Source organism: Rhodococcus sp. FH8, assembly GCF_019266085.1.
Classification (GTDB): domain Bacteria; phylum Actinomycetota; class Actinomycetes; order Mycobacteriales; family Mycobacteriaceae; genus Rhodococcus_F; species Rhodococcus_F qingshengii.
This window is the reverse complement of sequence record NZ_LPNQ01000057.1, coordinates 1,770,441-1,788,952: the sequence shown is the minus strand read 5'-3', so window position 1 is coordinate 1,788,952 and position 18,512 is coordinate 1,770,441. Positions and strand designations below refer to the sequence as shown.

Here is an 18,512-nt window from a genome sequence, read left to right as displayed (position 1 = left end):
ATATGTGAAGCAGATCACGGGATTCTTCTTCCCGTCTACGCCACATTCGAGAGGTATGCCATAGGGTTTCCCTATGCCTGACGGGCGCAAAATCGGGCGCGCGCGATGACTTCCACGAGAAGGGAACCCCAATGGACCGGCGTCATCTGGAATACTTTCTTGCCCTTGCTGATCGGGGCAGCATTTCCGCTGCTGCTCGCGGACTGGGGGTCAGCCAGCCGACAATCTCGGAGGCTCTGGCCAGGATGGAGAAAGAGTGCGGCCTGACGCTCGTCCGCCGTGGATCGCGGGGAGTCACCCTGACCGACGCTGGACGCGATCTCACAGGTCCGGCGGCCCAAGTACTTCGGGCATACCGGGATTTGGATCACGCTTTGCATCCATTGAACGTCGTGCAGCGGGGTCGGCTGACGGTCGTGTGTCCGCGAACATTGGCGCGTGATCCAGCGGCCACGGCCCTGGGTGCGTTCAAAAGAAAGTTTCCGAACGTTGCGGTGACGATGCTCAGCAACGACACCGACGGAATCGGAACGGTGGTCGCCTCGGGTCAGGCTGATATTGGGCTCGGGGTGGACGAGGTGTTCGACGAGGGCGTTGAACGTATCCTTCTCGGCCGGCAACAAATCGTTGCGCTGGTGCCGGCCGCACGAAGTGAAGGCGAGGGGGCAGCGGCGTTGACGGATCTGTTGCGAATCGGATTGATCACCAGCCCGCGTGACGATGTCACTCGGCGACTGTTGGCGGAACGCCTGGGCGAAGGCACTGTGGACGAGGCGGTGGTTGCGGAGACTATCTCTGTGGCTTCGATGATCCCACTTGTACGCGCGGGAGTCGGTGTCGCTTTCCTTCCCGAATCTGTCGCCGATACAGTCGGAGAAGGTGTGGTGCTGTGTCGTACTCGGCCCCCGCTCACTCGTGATATCTGGATGTTCCACGGTTCGACGCCATCGCCTGCGGCACAAGCGTTTATCGAGACGACCAGCCGATTACGTGACGAAGGTGGAATGGGGAACGCCGGATGAGCAAGTTCGGAGAGTCCGCCACCCCGCGAATCGATCCGCGGCAGCTACAAGACTTCCTTGCCGTCGTCGAACACGGCAGTATCACGGCGGCAGCGGCAAATCAGTTCACGGGAACATCGAGCGTCTCTCAATCAATTGCGCGGCTCGAAAGACGGGTCGGAGGACGGCTTTTCAATCGAGGCCGGACCGGCGCGACGCTGACTGCGCGCGGACGGAATCTCATCGATCCAGCACGCGAAGCGCTGGCCGCGCTCGACCGATTAGTGGTCGAGCGCGAGTTCTTACTGTCAGCAGTCCCCCACCTCAGTGTTGCCACGACAGCGAGCCTTGCGGACGATCCCGCAGCGGTACTGCTCGGAGCGCTGCGCACGGAGGTGCCGAACCTGAGGATCACCATCTCGGATCCGCCTGGGTCGTCCGTGGCCGATGCGATTCATCCGGTCATGGCAGGCACCGCTGACGTGGCAATAATGGAGTCGCCGCCCACCGGTGTTCCCGGGACGCGCACGGTGCGCCTTCCGGACCACAAGTTGCGGCTCGTCTGCCCGCCCGGTACCCCGCCACCGGTGGACGGGGTATTCATCGGCGAAGATCTCATGCGCATCGGCTTGGTTGTCGCACCACGGTTCGAAACTTCCGATGTCTATCGCCATCTGCGGTCGATCGAACCGCGAATCGACCACGCATTCGTGATGAGGTCACAGCACCGCGATGCCTTCGCGGATTTCGCGTACGAAGGGATCGGTGCTGTCATCCTCGAACTCTCCAGTGCCGAGCGAGCATCCGAACGCGGGTGCACTGTGGGCGAGATATTCGAACTGCCCCCACGGAAGATCGCAGCCGTGGCAAGGGACGGCCAGAACACGCAGATCGTCGAACATTTCCTACGGCTGTGTGCCGAGCAATCCGCGCGGAAGCCGTAGGCCGAGGCGATCTCGACCTTGCGCTCTGGGTATTCGCGTCGCCCGGGCATCCACCGAGAACGATGATTTTGTCCACAGACACAACACTTCTGGGATAGTCCGTTTCCTGAAACAAAGCCGACGGGTTGCCTTCCCGTGAATATGTAATACACGTCACTCCGGATCAACTTCGAAAGGTTGACTTTCATGCGAAAGTCTCTGAAACATTTCGTGAATGCTGCAGCGGCGGTTGCGTTGTGCGCGACGCTAGGACTCACGGGCGCAACCGGAACAGCGGCTGCCGATGCGCCCGGCATCCCGAGCGTCGGGCACGATTGGGCGAGTGCAGGGCCGTACACCCCGAACGTCTCGATCGGGCTGGTGCACACTCTGTACTACCCGCGCCAGCTCGGCGCGCGCGGCGAGAAGCACCCTGTTGTGATCTGGGGCAACGGGACCGGTGTGCTCCCCGGTGCGTACACCTCTTTGTTGCGCCACTACGCCAGCCACGGATTCATCGTGGTCGCCGCCAATACCCCGGCAAGCAACTTCGCCATCACCATGCGGTCGGGAATCGACCTCATCGCGGACAAGGCGGCCAGCCCGTCGAGCGTCTTCTTCGGCAAAGTCGACCTGGAACACATTGGTGCGGTGGGGCACTCGCAGGGCGGGTCTGCGGCGATCAACGCGGCGATCGACGACCGCGTCGACACCGCCGTCGCGATCCAGCCGGGCCCGCTCAATGATGTCGATCTCATCGACGAGCCGGTTCTCTATCTGGCCGGCCAGGCCGACGCAATCGTTTGGCCGGCGATCGTGCGGGCGATGTACGAGGACGCCGACCACGTGCCTGCCGAGTATCTGGAACTGCGCGGCGCCACGCACTTCGGTACGGCGATCACCGGTGGCGATATGCGCGGGCCGAGCACGGCGTGGCTGCGGTACTGGCTACTCGACGATCCGAACGCCCGCACCGAGTTCTTCGGAGCGAGCTGTGGATACTGCACTGACACCCAGCAGTTCTCCGATTTCGACCGCAACGATCTGGCCATGCAGATCCCGGGGTGACGGTCAGATCCGGAGTTGTCGAAGACGAACAGCCTTCCAATCAGGTCGGCGGAGTCGCGAAGCTCAGATGACGACGTAGCCGTACATTCGTTCGCCCTGAGCCACAGCTCTGGTCGCTAGTTCGGCGAAGGCGGTCAGGAACGGCACTGAGTCCTCCGACGGTTCACTCGTCTCGTCGATTGCCCAGGCCGCCGCAGCGGCGGCGACACCGTCAGCGTTCAATTCCGCTAGTGCATCGCGTAATTCGTCGGTAACCGTGAGCACGAGGGTGTCGCCGTCGTCGCTCATTGCGACGAGTTTCCCGCAGCGTGGACCTTTTGCTACCTCGTCGTAGGGGCGAGCGGTGAGGGCTGCCTCCAGTCGGCCGAGCGCGACAACTGGATCGACGCCTTTCGCCTGCAGAACTGGAGTCCCACTCGCAGCCAACTGGATCCGCGGGCGAGAAGCTGCGTTCGCCTCCATCACCTCTGGTTCCAAGTCGACGAGTCCCTCGAGGGCAGAGGTGGCATGCTCATCCGTGCGCGCGGTGAAGTAGTCGGTGATCGCAGACATGGCGCGATCATCTCACACACGATGCATCTCAACGCCCCGGACTCCTTCCGCGACTTACTGATCGACGTCAGGAGGGACAGGTGTGTGCTTCCTCGATTGCTTTCGCGAAAGCGCGAAGTCGTGGGCTTTCGAGATCGGTACGCCACACGAGACCCAAAGCAGATTCGGGTAATCCGTTGATCGGTACGAATGTGATGTCCGAGCGCTGGCTGTATGCAGCGGTTGCAGCGCAGAGGATGAGGCCGACCTGACTGAATGCGACCTGCGACAGGCCTTCCTGAACGGTGCTCGCCCCACCCTGCGTGGTAATCGTGGCTCCGCCCGGCGTCGTGCTCGGGGAATTCACACGCTGCCAATAGTCGGGGGCGGGGCCGGTGATGGGTACGAGACAGATCTGCGCCAACTGCTCGGCGTCGATCACGCCCAGTTCGCTGAACGGGTGATGGACTGAGACGGCGAGGGTCTGGGGCTGTCGAGAAAAGACGAGCCCGGTTGTCAGTTCCGGCTCATCTACGGGGAGAAGGGCCACTGCCGCATCGATTCGCCCGGCGAGTACATCACTGAACGGATCACCCAGGGGTAATTCTTTGATGGTCACGCATGTTTGCGGATGTTGTATCTCGAAACGAGAGACAGCAGCCGCGATCGAATCGTAAATTGCTCCTTGGAAACCCACCCGAAACGGCGTCGGCGTGTTGCGTGCTCTTGACTGAGCGTCCTCGATTACTCCGACAAGCGCACGATGCGCGGGAGCCAACGACGCAAGAAAATCGGCACCGAATTCAGTCAGGTGCACGCGGCGACTGGTGCGCGCCACCAGGCTGGTGCCGATACGACGCTCCAACGCGCTGATCAGCTGACTCACTCGGCTCTGGGAGATGAACAGCCGCTCGCCGGTGCGACCGAAGTGCAGTTCTTCAGCGAGAACGAGGAAGCACTCGATCTCACGCATCGGGGGCTCCGACATTTTCACTCCGACCTTCGACTCATTCGACCACTCCATCATGGCTCATCGATGAATTGAGCTAATGGTTGGATGAGCGATTCGCCGTTGATCCTTCGGCGTGCAGGAGCTTCTCTGGTTACATGCCCCACTCCGCATCTGCACAGAACAGCCCTGCGTCCACGTCCTCAACCCACGCACACACCATTGAGAACCACTGGGCTGCGGTCGCGCTGATCGCAGCGTCCACCTTCATCGTTGTCGCGGCAGAGATGATGCCGGTCGGGCTACTCACCCCGATTGGTGCTGCTCTGGTGGAAAGTGAAGGGACCATAGGACTCTCACTGGCCATTACCGGATTGGTGGCAGCGGCCTCTGCCCCGTTTGTGCCCATCGTGACCCGGCGCTTCGATCGTCGGTCGACGCTTATCGTTCTGATGCTTGTAGTCGCAGCGGCGAACGCCCTCACGGCCCTTGCTCCGAGCTTCGTTGTCCTCGCTGTGGCTCGCGTCCTTCTAGGCGTGAGCATGGGCGGAGTCTGGGCACTCGCCGCAAGCCTGGCTCCCAGGTTGGTGGAGACCAGATCCGTCGGGTTGGCGACCACGATCATCTTCAGCGGAATCGCTGTTGCCTCAGTTCTCGGTGTCCCTGCTGGGACGTATATCGGGGCAGTCGCCGGATGGAGCGTGGCGTTCTGGACTCTCAGCTGCGCCGCGACGCTGATCGCGATCGCCATGATCGCTGTCCTACCCACGATGCCAGCTGATCGGGCCTTGTCGCTCGGGAGTCTCGTGGCGGCCTTTCGGAACCCAGGAGTCCGGGTCGGATTTGCGATTACTGCGCTCATCGTCACCGCTCATTTCGCGGCGTACACCTATGTGCGTCCGGGGCTGGAGTTCTTCGCAGGGTTGAGCCCTGCACAGATCGGCACGATGCTCTTGATCTACGGGGCTCTGGGCGTCGTCGGCAACTTCATTGCCGGGCCATCTGCAGCCAAGTCTCCGAAGACTGTGGTCGTCATCCTCAGCGCGGGAGTAGCGGTCACACTCGCCCTGTTTCCGATCTCGGCTACCACCTTGATCGCAGCTGCTCTGCTCATGGCGGCTTGGGGCCTCTTCTACGGTGGTGTATCGGTGAGTACTCAAACATGGATCGCACAAGCAGCTCCCGTTCACCGCGAGGCCGCTTCTGCTCTGTGGGTTGCAGTCTTCAATGCAAGCATCGCCCTCGGCGCGTTCGCGGGTGGACGCATTCACGACCACTCCGGTTCCGAAACGGTCTTCTGGACAGCCGCGGGAATCGCAACTCTGGCAATGCTGCTCGCGACATTCCGCAATCCCGTCGTGGCAAAGCGCGAACTGACAACCTAGTCGCCTACACAAACCTTCATAGAGGCAGGACAACAGATATGCACCAGACACCCGCTTCGGCATTCATGGATGTGGCCGAGTTGCTCGAACGCTACCGGGACAAATCGCTTTCTCCGGTGGACGTGCTCGAGTCCACCATCGAACGTATCGAGGCGCTCAACCCAACCTTGAACGCAGTGGGACACACTTTCTTCGCTACTGCACGAGTACAAGCGAAGTCAGCGGAACGCCACTACGCCCGCGGCTCGGATGTCAGCCTTCCGCTCGCCGGTGTTCCCGTTGTGGTGAAAGAGGATGAAGCGGTACAAGGCCAACCTTGGACTCAAGGGTCCAAGGTCTATGAGGATGTGATCGCCACTCACACTTCCACTTTCGTGCAGCGAATCATCGACGCCGGTGCGATCGTCCACGCGCGATCGACGGCGCCCGAATTCTCCTCGGCCGCGTTCACACAGTCCGAGTTGTGGGGCGTCACTCGCAATCCGTGGAACACGAAATACTCCTCCGGCGGGTCTTCCGGTGGATCGGCAGTCGCACTTGCCACGGGGATGACGCACTTGGCTACCGGTTCCGATGTTGCAGGATCGATCCGAACTCCGTCGTCTCTCAACGGAATTGTCGGGTTCAAGCCACCGCATGGCCGTGTCCCCGTTGATCCGCCCTTCAATCTCGATCGCTACTGCCACTGCGGTCCGATGGCTCGCACCGTAAGTGATTGCCTCACACTGCAGTCGGTCATCGCGGGACCGACCTCCACTGACATCGCCTCGCATGTACCGGCATCGCCGCTGTCCGGCCTCGCAACGCATTCGTTGACAGGAATGCGTATCGCCGTGATCCCCGCGTTGGGTGACTGGCCGGTTGATCCGGACGTTGCCGCCAACACCGCCAAGTTGGTGGACACCCTCACTGCGCTGGGCGCACGCGCGGAGATCATCGAAGTCGACTTGTCACGCGCTGCAATCATGCGTGCGGCCGCCATTCACTACGATCACGTGTTCGGTGCATCGATCTCCGCCGAAGCGTCCGCGCACCCCGACAAAGTCACGGAGTACGCGAAGGAATTCGCCCGATGGGCCCGCCGCATCCGTGGTGACGCGACTTTCCTCGACGGACTCGCGATCGAAGCCGAACTGTATTCGTCGATCGGATCCCTGTTCGACACCTATGACGCGTTGATCACTCCGGCAGTGGCGACGGAGGGCTTTCTTGCCGGCGACGACTACGTGGGGCACGGAATCAATGTGGCTGGAACAGAATTGGAGTTCTACCTCGAGGCTGTACCGGCCATCACCTTCAACATCCTGAGTAGCTGCCCGGTGCTGACAATCCCCACCGGTTTCGCTCGGAACGGAATCCCCACGGGCACACAGATAGTTACGCGACCGTACGACGACCAAACGGCCTTTGCGATTGGTCTCGCTCTCGAGAAGGTCCTGCCCTATCCCGGCAATCACCCGGACTGCCATGCGGCCCCGTAGGAATTGTTCGGCGTTGACACGCGCTCTGGTGGAGGGTTGACCAGAATGTAGTTAGGTGCCATATTAGTTGCATGGCAGTGGACGGAACCGATCACGACTCACCCACTTTGGATCAGGCGCGGCGGCAGTTGGAGCACTACGGCCTCGGGTCCGATCCGCAGGCGGTGCTGGTTGCGGTGCGGCTGATCTCGGCGGGCGCGCGGCTCGGTCGAGCGACCGAGGTTCACTTCGCGAGGTATGGGCTGTCGACCGGCCGTTACCGACTGCTTGCGGATCTGGAAGACCACGACGGGGAGAAATCTCCCTCACGTCTGGCGGCTGATCTCGGCGTCTCGCGGGCCACGGTCACCGGCTTGGTCGATGGGCTCGAGCAGGAGGGTTTGGTCGCTCGACGTCCGTCCGCGGAGGACGGGCGTGGTGCGGTGGTCGTCCTGACTGCTCGCGGCGCTCAGCGTTTACGTGACATGGCGCCCGAACACTTTGCTCGTCTCGAGGAAATGGTCGACGAGCTCACTGTCGACGAGCGAGCGGTCTTTCTGGATCTGCTCTCGCGGGTCGTTCGCGGTATCGGTGCGCTGACTGCGGAGTAGTCGACTGGGATTACAAGTATTCGCGTAGCGATTCGAATCGTCGTCAATTCTCGACAGAGACTTCTCTCTTCATGTCCAAATAGTTAGCCACCTAATTATAATCGGAAAGTTGGTCTCCTTCATGTCCGGACTCACCCCACCGATCCGTCGCGAAAACAAAAGGGAGATAACCGATTCCAATCGACTCGACCCGGTTGCCGATCGTCGCGGCGCACGACCTTTCATCCTGTGGAGAGAGGTGCTGGTCGCCTACCTTGCCCCTGCGCTGATGGCGGGTGCGGGCGGAGTCGCATCCGGCCAATCGGGCCTCACGATGGCGGCATTTACGTCCATCGCGGGCACGTCGGCAGTGGTGGCGTTGCTGATCGGCTCCTGGCTGCTGCGTCGCGGGAGGTCACGGCCGTGGACCACGGCCCTGCCTCGCATCATGGTGGCGGCAATTCTTGCCGTCGGAGCCGCTGTGATTGCTGGTCTCGTCGGGTGGTTCGCCTCCCGTTGGCTACCAGCTCACACGAGCGTGGTCGACACTGCTTGGCTTGCTCGCCTGCAACTCGATCTACCGATATCTGCCGCTGTCGCTGCCGTCATCGTCAGCTGGCGATGGCGCCGTCAGAATCCCTGACAGACAACACATGTCAACGATCCCCGGCTTCCCGGGGAAGACCGAAAGGAACACGATGATCGTCATCATGGGAGCGTCCGGAACCACAGGCGGCGCGTTGCTACACAGTCTCGCATCCTCGGGTGTGCCGAGCCGAGCGCTGTCCCGCGACCCGGACAGGCTGAGCGCCCACCTCGGCGACTTGGCCGACGGTTTGGTCGAAGTAGTGCCGGCCGATGCCGCAGACCCAACTTCGCTACGGACGGCTTTCGAAGGGGCCGAACAACTTTTCCTCGCTATGGCCAACGGCCTCGAACAGGTCGAGCTCGAGACGCGTGTGATCGACATCGCCGCCGAGAGCGGCGTCGAACACATCGTCAAGATCTCCGACCCCGCCGCCGCGGCCGACTCCCCCATCGCTCTCTCCCGCGGCCACCACGCTGTCGGTGAACACCTGCGCGCATCCGGGATCCGCCACACTCTGCTCCGCCCTTATGCGTTCATGCAGAATCTGTTGCTCCTGGCTCCGGCGGTGGCTGCGCAGGGGGTGATTCTGGGCGCGATGCGGGACGCGCCGTGCAACTGGATCGACTGCCGAGACATCGGTGACGTCGCCGCGGCCGTGCTCACACGCGCCGACCTCGCCGGCGGTACCTACGTCCTGACGGGCAGCGAGGCAGTCGGCTACGGCGGCATCGCCGATGCTCTGACCCGCATGCTCGATCGCCCCGTCCAATATATCGACCTGCCACCGCACGAACTGCGGCAAAACCTCGTCGATCATGCCCACATGCCTCCGTGGCTGGCCGAGCACATTCTGGAGATCCAGCAACTTGCCGTCTCGCGCCCGGAGTCACCCACCGACACGGTGGCACGTGTCCTGGGGCGTGAGCCACGAAGCCTGGATGCGTTCCTGCGTGAGCATCTGGACCGTTTCCGCTGATTCACGCTGCGAGAGCAGTGCCGCCAGAAGTCACGCGGTTGATCAACGAGCCCACCGAATCCTGATCGGACCTCGTACGGATTCCGGGTCGACGACTTTGCCGCCTTGGGTGATCTGCACTTCGCCGTGGGCCACCATGTGGCGGGCAGCCTCTCGGACGGGTTCCATCAGCGGACGCCAATTGTCGGGTGCTGCTGCGCGGGCCACGTCGGAGGGGCAGATGCTCGACTCGGCCGATCGGGCATTGAGTAGTTCGCGGATCTTCGCCGCCAGTTCTTTCTCTTCCACCGTATGACCTCAGTTTCCGGTCGTGACCGTAGGCCTTCAACAGAGTATGAACCTTCGGTTCGGCGAGTTGTGGCGAAGGAATGGTGCACATCGATAATTATTGACGGCGTGGAGAATTCGAGTGCAACGCGCCGCGACGTAGTCCGAAAGTCGTATTCGGCCAGATCCCAGGAGTACACGGACCTCTTCGGCTCGATGGATTCGACGCACGTATCTGATCGGGACCTGGTGACCAGCTGGGCCGCCACTTTGACCGGCCCCGTACTCGACGCCGGGTGCGGGCCGGGGCAGTGGACAGACTTCCTGGCCCAGAGCGGGCTGGCTGTGAGCGGGATCGATCTAGTGCCCGAGTTCGTCGAACGAGCCCGCACCCGATACCCCGATCTCTCGTTCGAGGTCGGGGGCTTCGAGGCATTGGACGCGAAAACGAATTCACTGGGCGGCGTGCTGTCCTGGTACTCGCTCATTCACCATCACCCGCAAGATATCGAGGCACCGCTCGCTGAATTCGCGCGCGTGATCCGCCCAGGTGGTGGGTTGCTGGTGGGCTTCTTCGAAGGCACAACGGTAGAGCCTTTTGATCACGCCGCGACGACTGGTTATCGATGGCCGGTGACCGAACTTGCCGAGGTGCTGGTCACAGCGGGTTTCGACGTGATCGAGACCCATACCCGGACGGGGAGCGGCTACAGGCCGCACGGCGCAATCACTGCCAGCCGGCGCGGCGTCGAATAGCGGATCGAGACAGGGCGAGCAATTCTCTTTCATTCATTTCGTGTGAGTGGTGTGCTGGATGAGTCACTTCCCGGCTTTTTCAGCACCGGATCATCCACAGTTGAAAGAAGGCGCCATGACTACGATTCATCTTCACAAGACGACCACTGCGACGCCCGAACAGGTCCTTGCCGGCCTGACCGACTTCGGCCCGGGCCGTGAGGAAATCTTCGGCCGCAGTGCGGACAGCTACCTGAAAGTGCACCAACAAGGACCCCACGATGCTGATGTCACCGAGGGCTCCAGTGGTATCTGGGAGCGTCTGCACTACGACTGGACCGACCCGCACCGCGTCGTGATGACAACCACCGACTCCAACCTGTGGGGCGGGGCGTCGAGCCATACCTACACGCTGACCCGGCAACCGACGGGTCTGACCGATGTCGACGCCGTCGTGGTCCGGGACGGCAAGAACCTCAAGGGAAAGCTCCTGGCGTCGGTACTCGGACTCGTCGGCACCCAAGTGCTGGGAAAGTCGTTCACGAAGTCCATCGATGCCATCGAAGCTCGCAACGGTGGCGCGGGCGGCGGCAACACACAGTGACAAGAACCTGACGGATTGTCAGAGCGCTTCGAGGGCCTCCGTCATCTTCTTCACCGTCTCCGGTGCCACTTTGGCTTCGAATCCCGCCTTCAGGAGAGGCGACGCAATCTTGGCGGCACCGTTGAACTCGACGTTCGCGTGATATTCGATCTCGGTCGAGTTCGGACCCACCGAAGTCAAGGTGATGTCGTCGGTACTGGTGGCAGTCTTGTTCTTTCCTTCGAGAACAACGTGATTCAGCTCGTCGGTCACCAGCGTGTACGTCAGTTCCGTGGTGACGCCGAACAGCTTGGACACGTTGTGCCATTGGGTTCCGACGCCGACAGGACCGTCGGAGATCTGCGTGCAACTCTCGGTGCCCGGATCCCACGTCGGCGCATTGGCGAAGTCGCGGAGAAACGCCGCAGCCTTCTCGATCGGTACCTCGGCGGTGAATTTGCGGGTGACGTCAACCATGCGGTGGGCCTTTCGGTTCATTTTTCGGCGGTAGTGCCGCGGTGAGAGTTCGTTCCGACGCCCGGGCTACCCAAACTCGACGAAGGGTAACCACCTTCAGAGGACTGCGCGGTCCAGTGGACGCGGAAGCGGATCGAGTGCGCCGGTCTCGCGCAGGCGCTCGTACGCCCGAACGACCCCATCGACGGCCCCGATCTGTAGCAACACGCCGCCCGGTAACGCGGCAACGCCTGCTGCCAGGTCATCCGGGATCGCGTCAGCGCGAGCGGACGAGAGGTAGCCGACTCGTCCGATCACGGGATCACCGACGCGATAGTCGGACTCGTCTTCGAGAGCGTCGAGGATGTTGTCGTCGGTGACGTCTCCGAAATCCGGTTCCCACACCGCGGCGAGCATCCGAAGTAGTTCTGTCTCAGGAACTTCGGCGGCGTCCGGCGCGCTGACAGCGAGAATCATCGACTGTAGGACGATTTCCGGTTCGCCGCCCGCCAAGCCGGAGAGTTCGAGCCCCCATTCGGGCCCTCCACTGGCTACGAGCCTCAATCCGATTCCCAGACGATCCGACCAGTCTTCGGCGGCCTGCGCGTTCTCGAGGGCCTGTGCCAACTGGTCGACGGTCACGGCAGTAGCAGGTCCAGCGGAATGGATCTGTTGCCACGACCCGTCGACCACCTCGGGCAACAGGAATTCGACTTGCTCCAACGTCCGACGCCACCGGGAGGCCACGGCCTGCACCGATTCCGGCCGTCGTCCCCAGAAAACTCGAATAGCGCGTCGTGTCATCGAGTCCTCCGGTAAGGATCGTCCATGGGTAGCCATCTCCCGTCCTCGTGGATTCCGAGATCAGTGACGCCGCGGGTGAGAGCGTCGACGGCCGCGAGAACGGCAGGGCGCGTTTCGTTCTCACGACACAGGAGTGACCACGTCCAGATTGCCGCCGGGTCGATCATCGGGCGTGCCGTGAGATCGCTCGGCAGCGTGATGGTCTGCCCTTTGGGCGAGTTGACGACCGGACGGCCGACGGCACGGACGTGATCGAAGAATGCCGGACCGGTGATACCACCGTCGTTGATGCGCAGGATCTGTGCGCCGGTATCGCGAGCGAATTCTTCGGCGTAGACGTTCCACGAATACCAGGAGGTGGTGTCGTCGTCGACGAGTACGACGACGTCGCGGGCTCGCACCGGTGTGGTGTCCTCTCCGGTGGAGACCGCGTACAGCCGATCCGCACCGAGCAGTCTTGCGCTCAGAGCATGTTGGGCGACATCGGTTTTCCGCACCCAGGCGATCGCCAGGTCGAGGCTGCCGTCCGCTACCCGCGCGGCCTGCGCGTGCGAAGGCACCACCCAGGCGTCGACGTGCAGTTGCGCGACCCCTGAAGTGCGCGCGATCAGATCCGTGGGGAGCCAATTGACGTAGCCGATCCGGACGGGCTCCGCTCCGGACAGACGCTCCGCGCGGCGTCGCAGATTCTCGGCACTCTCGAGTAGCGCACGGACATCAGGGAGCAGGGCCGCGCCGGCTGGCGTCAGAGCGACGGAACGGCGGTCGCGGACGAACAGCTTGACGCCGAGGTCGCGCTCGAGTGCCATGATCTGCTGCGACAATGACGGCCCGGCTATCAGTAGCCGCGCCGCGGCTCGGCCGAAGTGCAATTCCTCGGCGACGACCTCGAAATATCTCAGCTGACGCAGCTCCACGATCCTTCATGCTACGTGCGGTGGGAGGTTGTGCCTATCAGTCAGGAGCAAAGCGGTCGTGGCGGTTCGGCGCGGCCGGGGCACACGATAAGACCATGACCACAATCCACAACGGCGTCCCCCCCGCGAGCACACGCTGTCCAAGCTGCCGCTGCGCTGGCGGCGAGCATGGGAATCGGTCGATTCGTCTACACACCGATTCTGCCGTTGATGCACACGCAGGCCGGTCTGTCCGCCTCGCTCGGCGCAACCCTGGCGACGGCGAACTACGTCGGGTACCTCATCGGCGCGCTCGCGGGAATCCTCATTCCCGGCGCGGTGCGCTCGGCAGCGGTGATGCGTACGTCGTTGGTGGTCCTCATCGCGACTTTGGCGCTCATGCCCACTACCCACGACGGATCCATCTGGTTCGCCCTGCGGCTCGTCGCAGGCATTGCCAGTGCCCTCGTATTCATGATCGCCGTCAGCGCTTTGCACGCGCACCTTCGGGGGCAGTCCCAATTCCTGGCCGGATGGGGATTCGGCGGAGTTGGGTTGGGTATCGCCCTGTCCGGGGTCCTCGTGTTCGTCGTCCGCTTCATCGGTACCTGGAGTACAGCCTGGCTGGCATCTGCGGCCCTTGCAGTGGTGTGTGCGGTCGCCGCCTGGGGATTGACGCCGGAACCGCGTCCGATCATCACACCGGACGCGCCGGGAACTCCCAGTTCCCAACGCGGGTTCACTGCCTTGTTCATCAGTTACTTCCTGGAAGGCATCGGCTACATCATCGCGGGCACGTTCCTAGTTGCCGCAATAGATCTGGCCGCTCCGCAATGGGTGGGCAGCGGTGCCTGGATAGTGGTCGGGTTGGCCGCATTTCCGTCATGCGCCCTGTGGGCTTGGCTCAGCCTGCGTTGGTCGAAGCCGACTCTGCTTCTCGTTGCCCTGTTGATTCAGGCAGTGGGCATAGCGCTTCCTGCTGTGATCGGAGGCGTCGGCCCCGCACTGATTTCAGCTTTCCTGTTCGGTGTCACCTTCCTTGGTATCGGGTCAATTGTGTTGGCAATCGGCGCGCACCTGCAGTTCCCACGCGCCGTGGCGTTCCTGACCGCTGGATACAGCGTCGGTCAGATTCTCGGCCCACTCGTTGTCACTCCGTTGCTGCGAGACGGGTATCGCGACGCTCTGCTGTTGGGTGCGGCCGTCGTCCTGGGCGCGGCAGTGGCCGCCGCGGTTTTGCGGTTCCGATTCCCTTCCGATCTCGATGCGGACCCTCGGACGGCCACCTCGACTGAGGAGGTAGTTTTTGATGTCAGATGACGAAACCGCCGGAGCACTACCCGACGTAGGACTGGAGATGTTCGAATGAGCGCACTCACAACCGATCTCGACCTGAAGGTCCCTGTCATCGCAGCCCCCATGGCCGGCGGCGCTTCCACACCGGCACTTGTTGCTGCTGCCTCTCGCGCAGGCGGTCTCGGCTTCCTCGCCGCCGGGTACAAGACGCCTCAGGCTCTGTCCGACCAGATCGACGCCGTGCGCGCCGAGGGAGTGTCCTTCGGTGTCAACGTCTTTGCGCCCAACCCGGTGCCTGTCGATGTCGATGCCTACCGTGCCTATGCCAGGGCGATCCAGGTCGAGGCGGATCGCTACGGCATCACACTGGCTGACGGTGAGCCGGTCGAAGACGACGACTACTTCGAGGACAAGATCGATCTGCTCCTGGCCAGCCCGGTTCCGGTGGTCAGCTTCACCTTCGGCTTTCCCGCACCCGGCGTCATCAAGGCGCTGCGCGCTGCCGGTTCACTTGTCGTCCTCACTGTGACTTCGGAGGCAGAGGCGCTCCTTGCCGTCGACGCCGGTGCCGATCTGCTTGTGGTGCAATCGTCGGCTGCCGGCGGCCACTCCGGAACGCTCACTCCCCTGCAGGTTCCGGCAGAAACACCGATCACCGAACTTATCGCACAGATCCGTCATCGCACCTCTGTTCCGCTATTGGCGGCAGGTGGACTGGCGACCTCCGCCGACGTCGCTGCAGCCTTACGTGCCGGAGTGGACGCGGCAGTCGTCGGTACTGTGCTGCTGCGCACCGAGGAGAGTGGTGCCTCGGCTCCGCACAAGGCAGCTCTGGCCGACACGTCCCGCGGGAACACGGTCGTCACAAGAGCTTTCACGGGACGTCCTGCACGGGCGCTTCGGAACGAGTTCATCGATCGCTACGACGCACAAGCGCCCATCGGGTATCCGGCCATCCATCACCTGACCAACCCGATGCGCAAAGCCGCTGTTGCGCAGGCAGATCCCGAGCGAATGCACCTGTGGGCCGGTACTGGCTATCGCCACGCGACGGAGGAACCAGCCGGGGTAGTGCTTTCGCGATTGGCTAACCTGTGACGGCGCGGACACCGAACATCACATTGCCCGAGGTAGTGACATACGACGGGCTGCCCAGGTCCGCCGGTGGTGCACACTCGCTTCGAGTCAAGCGCCCCGACGTGGCATTTCAACGCCTGCAGACATTTCTGGAAGCCTGCACCGAACCAGTGTCGTTGCCGTCGTGGACATTAGAGATCCGCCAGGGCGGGCCACCCGCGCCGACCGCGCAATTGACAGAGCTTGCCACCGGGATCTTCGGTGGGCCCCGCTACAAAGCGCAAACCCATACCGAATGGAACGTCCCACCTGGTTCTGTCAACGAAGCGCTCGATGCCCTCGTTGGTTCCGATGCGGTCACAACCCACGGACGTTCTTTGGCGGCACTGACCTGCAGCACGCCCGTACGCCTGATCGACCCCAACACGCGCGCGCCGTACCCCGACATCACCCCCGACGCGTTCGGCCGTTTTGCCGTGGATGGATACGGCCGGACTCTGGGTGACTCAGGCATACGCGCAACCCTTGGCAACGCGGCATCCTCACTGTCCCTGTGGCTCAACCTGCCAGCAGACGAACGGTTGTCGTCCGGTGCTCGTCACCTACAAGACCATCTCCCGTTCCGGCTGTCCGCGAAGCACTGGCGTCTCTGGCGGCCGAACCGGAGCGCAGACTCTTATCGTTCCAACAAGATTCCGTCGCCGGTTCACGACCGCGTTTGAATCACGCAGCAAGCATTCCGAGTTGCGCACCACCCATACCGCGCGTGGCACGTTGTCAGAATGCGTCTTCCTCGAGTTCCATGATCTCGTTGTCGAGGGAACCCAGGATTTCTTTGGTCGACGCCAGGACGGGCAGGATGTTCTTGGCGAAGTACGACGCGATCACCACCTTGCCCCGATAGAACGACCGGTCCTTTGCCGACGCGTCACGGTCCAAGGCTGCCAACGCGACTTCCGCTTGCACCAACAGGCGCCATCCGATGAGCAGGTCGCCTACCGCGTACAGAAAGCGCACCGAGCCGAGGCCTATCTTGTACAACTCGGAGGGTTGGTCCTGGGAAGCCATCAGATACCCGGTGAGCGTCCCGGCCATCTCCTGCACGTCGGTCAAGGCGGTCTCGAGTAGGACTCGCTCGGCCTTGAGTCGACCGTTCCCGGCCTCACTGTCGATGAACTCTCGTATGCGACCGGCTACGTGAGCGAGTGCAACGCCGCGGTCGCGTGCGATCTTTCGAAAGAAGAAGTCCTGCGCCTGGATCGCCGTGGTGCCCTCGTACAGGGTGTCGATCTTGGCATCGCGGATGTACTGCTCGATGGGGTAGTCCTGAAGATAACCGGAGCCGCCCAGGGTCTGCAGGCTCTCGGTGAGCAGTTCGTAGGCCTTCTCGGAGCCGACGCCCTTGACGATCGGCAGCAGCAGATCGTTGACCCGCGCCGCCAATTCGGCATCCGCACCCGAAACCAACTCGGCGACATCGGCATTCTGGTGTGCAGCGGTGTAGAGGTAGACCGCTCGGAGGCCTTCGGCGTAGGCCTTCTGCATCGCCAGGCTGCGTCGGACGTCGGGGTGGTGCGTAATGGCCACGCGGGGCGCGGTCTTGTTTGTCAGCTCGGTGAGGTCTGCGCCTTGAATTCGTTCTTTTGCGTACTCGAGGGCGTTGAGATAGCCGGTGGACAGTGTTCCGGTAGCCTTGGTGCCCACCATCATTCGAGCATTCTCGATGACCTGGAACATCTGGGCGATACCGTTGTGGACATCACCCACGAGCCAGCCGACGGCAGGAACGTCCGTCGCTCCGAAGGTGAGCTCGCAAGTCGGGGAAGACTTGAGGCCCATCTTGTGCTCGACGCCGGTGACGTACACACCGTTGCGCTCTCCCAGTTCAAGTGTGTCCGAGTTGAAATGGGACTTCGGAACGTAGAACAGGCTCAAACCTTTGGTTCCTGGACCGGCTCCCTCGGGCCGGGCAAGCACCAAGTGGAAGAGGTTCTCGGCCGTGTCTCCGACGTCGCCGCCGGAGATGAACCGCTTGACGCCCTCGATGTGCCACGTGCCGTCCTCCTGCGCGATTGCCTTTGTTCGGCCTGCGCCTACATCGGATCCGGCGTCTGGTTCGGTGAGCACCATCGTTCCGGCCCATCCGCGCTCGAATCCTTCTTTGGCCCAGTGTTTTTGCTGTTCGTTTCCGATGGTGTAGAGCACGCTCGCCATCAGTGGACCCATGTTGAAAAAGCTTGCGGATCCGTTTGCCGCGACCAACATTTCGCCGATCGCCCAGACCAACGGCGCCGGAGCAGGTACACCACCCATGCCTTCTGGTAGGCCGAGTCGCGACCAACCGGCTTCGTTCACCGCCTCGACCGTCTTGCGTAGAGGTTCCGGGACCACAACTGCGTGATTGGGTGCGTCGAATTCGACAGGGTTTCGATCCGCGTCGGCGAAGGACGCGGCGACCGGTCCTTCTGCCAGCCTCGATACTTCCGCAAGAATGTTGCGCACGGTGTCGGTGTCGAGGTCCCCGTAAGCGCCGGCATCCAGCAGTTCGCCGATCCCGAGTACCTCGAACAGATTGAACTCGATATCACGCACGTTGCTTTTGTAGTGACCCATTGTTCTCCGACCTTGGTTCGTCAGCAATACGATTCGTCAGCAGATACGGCTCGTCAGCAGTACACAAGAAAGCCTGCCCCACAAGGAATTCAGTACGCAACCGTAGGTAGAGACGAGTGCCGTTGCTACAAAGTAGCGCCGAGTCGCTCTCATTGAAACATTCACTCGTACAATCGGTTTCCGCTGGTGGGGGCGCATATCAGTCGCGAAGCATCCGCTTGGGTCAAAGCAGCTGCGCACCAATCGAAGTGCCCGTCCTCACCTTCGGCGTCATACGCATTCGGTGTGATCAGTGAACATGCTGATCGGTAGA

General features: G+C 62.3%; 20 protein-coding genes. 13 read left to right on the top strand and 7 right to left on the bottom strand.

Annotation, left to right across the window (positions count from 1 at the left end; genetic code table 11):
• The first annotated feature begins 131 nt into the window (after nt 1–131).
• The 3 genes from ATN38_RS11330 (at nt 132) to ATN38_RS11320 (ending at nt 2,992) form a co-directional block, all read left to right on the top strand.
• The gene (locus ATN38_RS11330; RefSeq protein ID WP_007735587.1) at nt 132–1,022 is read left to right on the top strand and encodes a LysR family transcriptional regulator; all 891 of its coding nucleotides are present in this window, start codon (nt 132–134) and stop codon (nt 1,020–1,022) included.
• The gene (locus ATN38_RS11325) at nt 1,019–1,945 is read left to right on the top strand and encodes a LysR family transcriptional regulator (RefSeq protein WP_007735588.1); all 927 of its coding nucleotides are present in this window, start codon (nt 1,019–1,021) and stop codon (nt 1,943–1,945) included. Before ATN38_RS11330 ends, ATN38_RS11325 begins: the two co-directional genes overlap by 4 nt.
• A 186-nt stretch (nt 1,946–2,131) precedes the next feature.
• Complete coding sequence (locus ATN38_RS11320; protein WP_065456473.1) at nt 2,132–2,992, top strand: acetylxylan esterase; 861 nt, start codon at nt 2,132–2,134, stop codon at nt 2,990–2,992.
• Nucleotides 2,993–3,055: 63 nt separating this feature from the next.
• Here the strand turns inward: ATN38_RS11320 and ATN38_RS11315 are convergent, their stop codons facing one another.
• Together ATN38_RS11315 and ATN38_RS11310 are read right to left on the bottom strand one after the other, a co-directional pair.
• The gene (locus tag ATN38_RS11315) at nt 3,056–3,544 is read right to left on the bottom strand and encodes a hypothetical protein (protein ID WP_065456474.1); all 489 of its coding nucleotides are present in this window, start codon (nt 3,542–3,544) and stop codon (nt 3,056–3,058) included.
• A 67-nt stretch (nt 3,545–3,611) separates the two neighbouring features.
• A complete protein-coding gene (locus ATN38_RS11310; protein ID WP_136471073.1) occupies nt 3,612–4,511 on the bottom strand; it encodes a LysR family transcriptional regulator in 900 nt (299 codons plus the stop codon).
• Between the two features lie 119 nt (nt 4,512–4,630).
• Here ATN38_RS11310 and ATN38_RS11305 point away from each other — a divergent pair, with 119 nt between their 5' ends.
• From ATN38_RS11305 to ATN38_RS11285, 5 genes are all read left to right on the top strand, one after another.
• The gene (locus tag ATN38_RS11305) at nt 4,631–5,857 is read left to right on the top strand and encodes an MFS transporter (protein ID WP_136471071.1); all 1,227 of its coding nucleotides are present in this window, start codon (nt 4,631–4,633) and stop codon (nt 5,855–5,857) included.
• Nucleotides 5,858–5,895: 38 nt separating this feature from the next.
• Complete coding sequence (locus tag ATN38_RS11300; protein WP_218747983.1) at nt 5,896–7,338, top strand: amidase; 1,443 nt, start codon at nt 5,896–5,898, stop codon at nt 7,336–7,338.
• A 71-nt stretch (nt 7,339–7,409) separates the two neighbouring features.
• Nucleotides 7,410–7,928 (top strand): MarR family winged helix-turn-helix transcriptional regulator, encoded by a 519-nt coding sequence (locus ATN38_RS11295; protein ID WP_003943230.1) that lies wholly within the window; start codon nt 7,410–7,412, stop codon nt 7,926–7,928.
• A gap of 121 nt (nt 7,929–8,049) precedes the next feature.
• On the top strand, nt 8,050–8,550 hold the full coding sequence (locus ATN38_RS11290; protein WP_007735596.1) for a hypothetical protein: 501 nt from the start codon (nt 8,050–8,052) through the stop codon (nt 8,548–8,550).
• A gap of 10 nt (nt 8,551–8,560) precedes the next feature.
• On the top strand, nt 8,561–9,472 hold the full coding sequence (locus ATN38_RS11285; protein ID WP_256931618.1) for an NmrA family NAD(P)-binding protein: 912 nt from the start codon (nt 8,561–8,563) through the stop codon (nt 9,470–9,472).
• A 42-nt stretch (nt 9,473–9,514) separates the two neighbouring features.
• Here ATN38_RS11285 and ATN38_RS11280 read toward each other — a convergent pair whose 3' ends face one another.
• A complete protein-coding gene (locus ATN38_RS11280; protein WP_151098477.1) occupies nt 9,515–9,760 on the bottom strand; it encodes a DUF3253 domain-containing protein in 246 nt (81 codons plus the stop codon).
• A gap of 108 nt (nt 9,761–9,868) precedes the next feature.
• Between ATN38_RS11280 and ATN38_RS11275 the strand changes: the two genes are divergently transcribed.
• A complete protein-coding gene (locus ATN38_RS11275; protein WP_021333254.1) occupies nt 9,869–10,495 on the top strand; it encodes a class I SAM-dependent methyltransferase in 627 nt (208 codons plus the stop codon).
• 115 nt (nt 10,496–10,610) lie between these two features.
• Nucleotides 10,611–11,078 carry a hypothetical protein gene (locus ATN38_RS11270; RefSeq protein ID WP_058227801.1) on the top strand — a complete coding sequence of 156 codons (468 nt, stop codon included), beginning with the start codon at nt 10,611–10,613 and terminating at the stop codon, nt 11,076–11,078.
• An 18-nt stretch (nt 11,079–11,096) separates the two neighbouring features.
• Here the strand turns inward: ATN38_RS11270 and ATN38_RS11265 are convergent, their stop codons facing one another.
• The 3 genes from ATN38_RS11265 to ATN38_RS11255 form a co-directional block, all read right to left on the bottom strand.
• Entirely contained in the window at nt 11,097–11,534 is a 438-nt protein-coding gene (locus ATN38_RS11265) for an SRPBCC family protein (RefSeq protein ID WP_007735601.1), read from the bottom strand.
• Nucleotides 11,535–11,630: 96 nt separating this feature from the next.
• Nucleotides 11,631–12,317, bottom strand: a complete 687-nt coding sequence (locus tag ATN38_RS11260) for a hypothetical protein (RefSeq protein ID WP_218747982.1) — start codon at nt 12,315–12,317, stop codon at nt 11,631–11,633.
• Nucleotides 12,314–13,234: a LysR family transcriptional regulator gene (locus ATN38_RS11255; RefSeq protein WP_210377839.1), complete on the bottom strand. Its 921-nt coding sequence runs from the start codon at nt 13,232–13,234 to the stop codon at nt 12,314–12,316. The genes ATN38_RS11260 and ATN38_RS11255 overlap by 4 nt, the downstream gene beginning before the upstream one ends.
• A 168-nt stretch (nt 13,235–13,402) precedes the next feature.
• Here ATN38_RS11255 and ATN38_RS11250 point away from each other — a divergent pair, with 168 nt between their 5' ends.
• Genes ATN38_RS11250 through ATN38_RS11240 form a run of 3 tightly spaced genes read left to right on the top strand, consistent with a single transcriptional unit; the run spans nt 13,403 to nt 16,308 of the window.
• Complete coding sequence (locus ATN38_RS11250; protein WP_256931617.1) at nt 13,403–14,533, top strand: YbfB/YjiJ family MFS transporter; 1,131 nt, start codon at nt 13,403–13,405, stop codon at nt 14,531–14,533.
• 45 nt (nt 14,534–14,578) lie between these two features.
• Complete coding sequence (locus ATN38_RS11245; RefSeq protein ID WP_125052388.1) at nt 14,579–15,607, top strand: nitronate monooxygenase family protein; 1,029 nt, start codon at nt 14,579–14,581, stop codon at nt 15,605–15,607.
• Nucleotides 15,604–16,308 carry a hypothetical protein gene (locus ATN38_RS11240; RefSeq protein WP_125052386.1) on the top strand — a complete coding sequence of 235 codons (705 nt, stop codon included), beginning with the start codon at nt 15,604–15,606 and terminating at the stop codon, nt 16,306–16,308. Before ATN38_RS11245 ends, ATN38_RS11240 begins: the two co-directional genes overlap by 4 nt.
• Nucleotides 16,309–16,363: 55 nt before the next feature.
• Here the strand turns inward: ATN38_RS11240 and ATN38_RS11235 are convergent, their stop codons facing one another.
• Nucleotides 16,364–18,199 carry an acyl-CoA dehydrogenase gene (locus tag ATN38_RS11235; RefSeq protein ID WP_116057659.1) on the bottom strand — a complete coding sequence of 612 codons (1,836 nt, stop codon included), beginning with the start codon at nt 18,197–18,199 and terminating at the stop codon, nt 16,364–16,366.
• Nucleotides 18,200–18,512: the final 313 nt, after the last annotated feature.

Bases quoted from the DNA above. Each gene is read 5' to 3' on its own strand.
- ATN38_RS11330 (WP_007735587.1), top strand. From the start codon at position 132: ATGGACCGGCGTCATCTGGAATACTTTCTTGCCCTTGCTGATCGGGGC.
- ATN38_RS11325 (WP_007735588.1), top strand. From the start codon at position 1,019: ATGAGCAAGTTCGGAGAGTCCGCCACCCCGCGAATCGATCCGCGGCAG.
- ATN38_RS11320 (WP_065456473.1), top strand. From the start codon at position 2,132: ATGCGAAAGTCTCTGAAACATTTCGTGAATGCTGCAGCGGCGGTTGCG.
- ATN38_RS11315 (WP_065456474.1), bottom strand. From the start codon at position 3,544: ATGTCTGCGATCACCGACTACTTCACCGCGCGCACGGATGAGCATGCC.
- ATN38_RS11310 (WP_136471073.1), bottom strand. From the start codon at position 4,511: ATGTCGGAGCCCCCGATGCGTGAGATCGAGTGCTTCCTCGTTCTCGCT.
- ATN38_RS11305 (WP_136471071.1), top strand. From the start codon at position 4,631: ATGCCCCACTCCGCATCTGCACAGAACAGCCCTGCGTCCACGTCCTCA.
- ATN38_RS11300 (WP_218747983.1), top strand. From the start codon at position 5,896: ATGCACCAGACACCCGCTTCGGCATTCATGGATGTGGCCGAGTTGCTC.
- ATN38_RS11295 (WP_003943230.1), top strand. From the start codon at position 7,410: ATGGCAGTGGACGGAACCGATCACGACTCACCCACTTTGGATCAGGCG.
- ATN38_RS11290 (WP_007735596.1), top strand. From the start codon at position 8,050: ATGTCCGGACTCACCCCACCGATCCGTCGCGAAAACAAAAGGGAGATA.
- ATN38_RS11285 (WP_256931618.1), top strand. From the start codon at position 8,561: ATGTCAACGATCCCCGGCTTCCCGGGGAAGACCGAAAGGAACACGATG.
- ATN38_RS11270 (WP_058227801.1), top strand. From the start codon at position 10,611: ATGACTACGATTCATCTTCACAAGACGACCACTGCGACGCCCGAACAG.
- ATN38_RS11265 (WP_007735601.1), bottom strand. From the start codon at position 11,534: ATGGTTGACGTCACCCGCAAATTCACCGCCGAGGTACCGATCGAGAAG.
- ATN38_RS11260 (WP_218747982.1), bottom strand. From the start codon at position 12,317: ATGACACGACGCGCTATTCGAGTTTTCTGGGGACGACGGCCGGAATCG.
- ATN38_RS11250 (WP_256931617.1), top strand. From the start codon at position 13,403: ATGGGAATCGGTCGATTCGTCTACACACCGATTCTGCCGTTGATGCAC.
- ATN38_RS11245 (WP_125052388.1), top strand. From the start codon at position 14,579: ATGAGCGCACTCACAACCGATCTCGACCTGAAGGTCCCTGTCATCGCA.
- ATN38_RS11235 (WP_116057659.1), bottom strand. From the start codon at position 18,199: ATGGGTCACTACAAAAGCAACGTGCGTGATATCGAGTTCAATCTGTTC.